Origin of the sequence: Streptosporangium sp. NPDC006013 (assembly GCF_040614275.1) — a bacterium.
Taxonomy (GTDB): Bacteria; Actinomycetota; Actinomycetes; order Streptosporangiales; family Streptosporangiaceae; genus Streptosporangium.
Map to the genome: position 1 here is coordinate 1 of NZ_JBEXUE010000629.1, position 4,932 is coordinate 4,932.

Below are 4,932 nucleotides of genomic sequence, written 5' to 3' on the forward strand. Positions count from 1 at the left end.
GCCCCTCGCGACATCGATGAACTCGCCGGAGTCATCGCCACCAAGCTCAAACGAATGCAGTACCGATCTGGCCTGTTGGACGGCTTCATTGCTCACACCGGCTTCATCCTCAAACCGCCGTAACTTCAGCCCTTCAACCTCAGATGCAGGCGAATCCTGATGATCTTGAGCGCATAGCGACTGTCATGGTGCCCTCATCTGGTGCTTCACAGGTTGTCGCTGAGCGGGCCGCCGTGGTCGCGGGTCAAGCCGACGAACACCAGGGCTACTTCGATCTCGCCGATACGCCGCGGACCCAGGCCCCAGATCTGATCGGGATGTCCTGTCCGCCAGCGGCTGTTGTGGCGGACGATGGTCAGCCATTCTTCTCTGTCTGTCCCCACGTAGTCGGCCCACTGATTGATCCGGTCGGGCCTGGCCGTACGCCAACGCTCCCAGACATGTCGTGCGTCGGAGGAGGGGTGTCCCATCCTCAGAGGGCGACCAGGTCCACCCGTTCACGGCTGAGCGGTGAGGGCCGCCAATCGATGATCTCGCCCATCCAGAACTCCGCGAGCGGATTCCCTGCCATATCAAGCATCCGGAGCGCCTCCAGCCCCAGCGGATTCCTCTGGCGGTAGCGCTTGGATCCGCTGAGGTAGGCACGCATCTGCTGGGAGGGAAGGCAACCCAGGATTTCCACGGTCACAAGTTCGTCGTCCTCCAGTACCTCGGCGAAGACGCCTTCGGCATCAAGGCAGGAGCCACGGATTTGCTCATCTTTGTCAAACAGGAGAAATTTCGGCTGGACATCATCCACGTGTCTCACACTCACCGGTAATCGGATGACGTTGCTGTCAGGGGTACTGTCACTGTAGATCAAAAAAGCCCCGAACAATATTCGTTCGGGGCGTTTGTGCTGTTCAGTTGCTGTGGTCAGGGGCGGGGTCGAACCGCCGACCTTCCGCTTTTCGAGCGGAGCGATCACCCTGCTCCGCTCGGCCGACACGAGGTCAGAAGGCTGTGGACGGCTGCCGACGTGTGCTCGCGGTGGTCGATGTTGTCGTCACCGTTGTCGTCAGCCCCACCTCCCGTAGCCGATGGTGGAGGCTCGAAGCGTTCAAGGACTCCGCGGTGTCAACACCACCAGCTCAGGCCGGCCGCGGAAGTGCTCACGAGTACTTCGTAGTCATCGCCGTACTCCTCTCCCGTCGCATCCACAAACTGCACAAAGAGCTCGACCTTCCTTCCTTCGACGGACCTGGTGAAGCAGTACACCCCTTCACCGTCATCCTCCGGAGAGGGCCTCCACCCGTTCTTGAGCGCGATGTCTCGGTAGAAGGGCAGCACATCGGCTCGCGGGCCCGAGGGGCGGTAGGTCTGCCGGACGGTCGTGATCCGGTCGTCCTTCTCGCAAGAACTGCCGCGTCCCCCCTGCGGTGTCGCGCTGGCCGGACGAACATCGAGAATGCCGAGGGAGGCGACGAGCCGGTCATCGTCGGCATCACACCCGTAGTTCAGCACGAAGAAAGCGACGGGAACGAGCAGAGCACCGCCCCACACAGCGGCGGCCACGAGCACCGCGATCGTCGAGCGCTTCATGAGAACCCCTAACCCTTCGTCCCACCCCGCGCGTTACATGCCGGAGTTCACCGGAGCGCTTGGCTCAGACCGAATCGGGAGAGGACTCGATCGACTTCCTCCTCATCGGCGCCGTCGATGTCGATGACGTCGTCCACGTGCAGATCAAGGTGTGCGAACCGGGGCGCCAGTTCAGCCAGCGTGGCCAGCGGATCACCCTCACAGTCCGCCTGATCGATCGTCAGGTTCCCGATGGACAGCTGTTCAAGCTGAGGAAGGACCGAGGAATCTGCAAGGGCGGAAAATAGCTCATACGAGGTGGCGTTGAAATCAGCCTTGCTGAGGTCCAGTTCTTTAAGATTGGGGAACTGAAAGGCGTCAAGCTCGTCGAGTTGATCAAGCGAGCAGGGGCAGCCAAAAATGTCACTGCCGATTTCAACTTCCAATGACACCAGGCCGGAAGTCCATCCGAGGCTGAAAATTGAGCCGTCGGAGATGACGGAGCCCCGGACCCGCAGGTGGGTCAGACCGTTGTGGTTCACGGAGTGGAACAGGAACGCCCCTTCGAGTTCCAATGTACGCAAGGCGGGCAGCGAGTCCCATATGTCGGTCCGAACAAGCCCTTGCTTGTGGTAATCCAAAGGATCGATCCGATTACCTGTTGATCCCTCGCTGGGCTCAAACAGGTACTTGAAGCCGTAGCCGAAGTACATGCGCTCCAGCCGGGGGCGTTGCCGGCCGGCAAGCGAGATCGCGGAGCGCTCGGCGGAGTGGTGGTAGTCGGTGAGATGTAGTTCGAGTGCGCGCAGTCGGTAGCTGGTGGGGTGGGAGAGCAGCGCGTCGATCAGTGCGCCTTCCCACCGTTCGGCGTCGGTCGGGTCGATCTGGGTGGTGCGCGGGTGGTCCGTCAGGAGCCGCTCCACCAGCTCTTGGCGCTGCGGCCGGGTGTCCTTGGCCAGGCGGAAACACGCCTCGTCGATGAAGCCGCGGGACCAGGTGAACCGCCAGGAGCCGTCCTCCCGCAGCCCATCCAGTCCCAGTCGCCGTTCCACTTCCTCATAGACCGCGGCCAGTTGGGCCTGGTCCCCGTCCCCGCTCTCACAGCGATACTCCAGCCGGATTGCCTCGCCCCGCAGGTCGCCCGCCCCGGTCAGCAGGTCCGCGTAGGCGAGCCATGCTTCCCAGTCATCCGTCTCCGGAACCGCGATATCGAAAAAATGCACGTCATTCTCCAGGTCTTGGCGGTCTGGGCGGGCCGTCGTCAACGGCACCGTACTTGAGGCCTCCGACATGTGGTTCCCAAGACCGCAACCACGATCAGATAGTCGACCCATACCGACAACGCTGACCGTGATAACCGGGGGAACTGCGGCACAATGATCCTTTCGCTCTGGGAGCGACACCCTACGATGCCCCGGCACGCAGCACAGACCCGACGGCCGGGGCGGGCACCGCACCACACATCGGAGAAGGATCAGAGCCGGTTTCCCACCGAGCTACGATGCGGCTTTTCGGTCAGCGCTTGTCGTGCAGGATCTTCATAGCCTGCAGCACGTCCGTGACGACATGGTCCGCCTCGTGTTCCTGGCCAGGCCACGTTCCCCGGCCGACCCAGACCGTACGGAGGCCGGCCGCCCGTCCCCCGTCGGCAAGAGCCATGCCACACCGCTGAGCGGCGATCTCGAACAGCCCGGTGTCGGGCTTGCGAATGCCTTCGAGCCCCGAGAGCGCGTAGGCGTCCACGGCCTCGGCCAGTCCCGTGCGCTGGATCTTGCCGAGCTGGTTGTCCGCCGTCCCGTTGGTGATGATCCCGACCTTCCAGCCCGACGCGCGTAGCCGGGACAGGCCGTTCATCACCTCGGGTCGGCAGTGAACGAGGTGCGGCATGCGCCGACGGTAGCGGCTCCATAGCTCGTCGACCGGCTCTGCCAGATCGAAGTGATCGCGCGCCTTGGTGAAAAAGACCTCACGATGCGGGTAGCCGGCCCGATCACTCCTTCTTGGAATCCGTGGCCGTGGAATCGCTGTGAGGGGAAGCACTTCGAAGCTCCTCTATCAGCGGCCAGAACGGGCTGCCCTCGTCAACCTCGATGCGCTGATCCTTGTCGATGATCTTCGCGTTCGATGTGTCGTCTTCCCTTGCCGGCGTGGTGACTGATCGCCTCGCCTTCTCCAGATCGTCGCGGTTGGCCATATGGACTCCGACTGTGAGCACCAAAGCGACGCTCAGAACGAACATCAGCCAGTAGCACCATGCCCGTCCAGGCCCGAATCTCAGCGGATCCTTCTTGATCACCTGTCTCCTCCGACATGTCACGGGCCGGGCCGGTCACAACTTGCTGTTCTCCCAGTGCGGGGTATGCGATTCGATGTCCTCCGGCACGCGAATCCGCCCGTTCAAGAGAACAAGTGACGTGATCTCGGTGCTCTCATGGGAGCGCAGGTAGCCGACGAAGGATTCGACACCGTCGGCATGTGCGTCGACCGAGCACCGGCCGAGCCAGTCCAGCAGTGTCCGGAGCCGGTAGAAGTCGTCGGGATGGAGTTCTTGGCGTACCGTCAGCGCCCAGCCGTCCGATCGCTCTCGCGCGACCAACTCGGCAACGAGCGCGCCCCCCACCCGCCAGGCAGCGCCTCGCTGCGCGAACACGGGCTCCGCTTCCGCGTCCTCCCACTCGCAATCGGGATCGTCGGGATCACCGAGTGGATAGGTTTCCACGTATCTGTCAGTGCCGATCGGCAGTCGCTCAGGTCGTGGCCCTTGCCCCACATGCCACCGCAGCTCGGCGAGCTCGTCGTCGGTCACGTCAGCACGGATGTCCACCGACAGCACGAGTTCGTAGATGTCCGCCATCGGCATACCGTACCGTCGTGACGCCCTGAGAGATCATTCTGTGAGGAGTTCCTATCAGGACGTGACCATCGCGGTCGGCCAGTGGTCTCTGATCTTCGGCACAACCTACGACGGAGCTGGGCAGAGATCCGCACCGCGGCCGGACTCGGAGCCGTACGGCTTCACGACCTCCGGCGCACCTGCGTCAGCCTGCTCCTCGACCTGGGCGTGCCACCACACATCGTCAAGGAGATCGTCGGACACTCCGACATCGAGGTGACCATGACCATCTACGCCCACTCGTCACTCGACGACAAGCGCACGGCCCTCGGCAGTCTCTACGGTTCGAGGGGATAGACAGGATAGACAGCCGGAAGGTTGTGGCAGATGTCGGCGATCATCCTTATGCGGTCGATGCGGCTGAGCGGGCTACTGAGGTCCTCCCCCTGCAACTCCCGGCGCACGATGTGCGTCGTGGCGCGTATCTCGATGAACCCTCGGCCCATCAGATAGCGCACTGCGGTCTGAGCCGACAGACG

9 protein-coding genes and 1 tRNA gene are annotated in these 4,932 nt (G+C 62.9%); 1 reads left to right on the forward strand and 9 read right to left on the reverse strand.

Going from position 1 to position 4,932, the window contains the following annotated elements; all coding sequences use genetic code 11:
• Window positions 1-206: 206 nt before the first annotated feature.
• From ABZ260_RS46490 to ABZ260_RS46525, 8 genes are all read right to left on the reverse strand, one after another.
• On the reverse strand, window positions 207-470 hold the full coding sequence (locus ABZ260_RS46490) for a hypothetical protein (RefSeq protein ID WP_355631110.1): 264 nt from the start codon (window positions 468-470) through the stop codon (window positions 207-209).
• A gap of 2 nt (window positions 471-472) precedes the next feature.
• On the reverse strand, window positions 473-799 hold the full coding sequence (locus tag ABZ260_RS46495) for a hypothetical protein (RefSeq protein WP_355631113.1): 327 nt from the start codon (window positions 797-799) through the stop codon (window positions 473-475).
• A gap of 113 nt (window positions 800-912) precedes the next feature.
• Window positions 913-978 (reverse strand) — tRNA-Phe (locus ABZ260_RS46500).
• Window positions 979-1,116: 138 nt separating this feature from the next.
• Window positions 1,117-1,581 (reverse strand): hypothetical protein, encoded by a 465-nt coding sequence (locus ABZ260_RS46505; RefSeq protein WP_355631116.1) that lies wholly within the window; start codon window positions 1,579-1,581, stop codon window positions 1,117-1,119.
• A 47-nt stretch (window positions 1,582-1,628) separates the two neighbouring features.
• Window positions 1,629-2,783 (reverse strand): hypothetical protein, encoded by a 1,155-nt coding sequence (locus tag ABZ260_RS46510; protein ID WP_355631119.1) that lies wholly within the window; start codon window positions 2,781-2,783, stop codon window positions 1,629-1,631.
• Window positions 2,784-3,075: 292 nt separating this feature from the next.
• Complete coding sequence (locus ABZ260_RS46515; protein WP_355631122.1) at window positions 3,076-3,600, reverse strand: HAD family hydrolase; 525 nt, start codon at window positions 3,598-3,600, stop codon at window positions 3,076-3,078.
• Window positions 3,551-3,856, reverse strand: coding sequence for a hypothetical protein (locus ABZ260_RS46520; protein ID WP_355631124.1), 306 nt, complete (start codon window positions 3,854-3,856; stop codon window positions 3,551-3,553). Before ABZ260_RS46520 ends, ABZ260_RS46515 begins: the two co-directional genes overlap by 50 nt.
• Window positions 3,857-3,889: 33 nt before the next feature.
• Entirely contained in the window at window positions 3,890-4,414 is a 525-nt protein-coding gene (locus ABZ260_RS46525) for a hypothetical protein (protein ID WP_355631126.1), read from the reverse strand.
• An 81-nt stretch (window positions 4,415-4,495) separates the two neighbouring features.
• On the opposite strand from ABZ260_RS46525, the gene ABZ260_RS46530 reads away from it, so the two are divergent.
• Window positions 4,496-4,750 (forward strand): tyrosine-type recombinase/integrase, encoded by a 255-nt coding sequence (locus ABZ260_RS46530; RefSeq protein WP_355631129.1) that lies wholly within the window; start codon window positions 4,496-4,498, stop codon window positions 4,748-4,750.
• On the opposite strand, the gene ABZ260_RS46535 is transcribed toward ABZ260_RS46530, so the two are convergent.
• On the reverse strand, window positions 4,732-4,932 hold a 201-nt coding region (locus ABZ260_RS46535; protein ID WP_355631132.1), incomplete at its 5' end, for a hypothetical protein. The two genes, ABZ260_RS46530 and ABZ260_RS46535, sit on opposite strands and share 19 nt — an antisense overlap.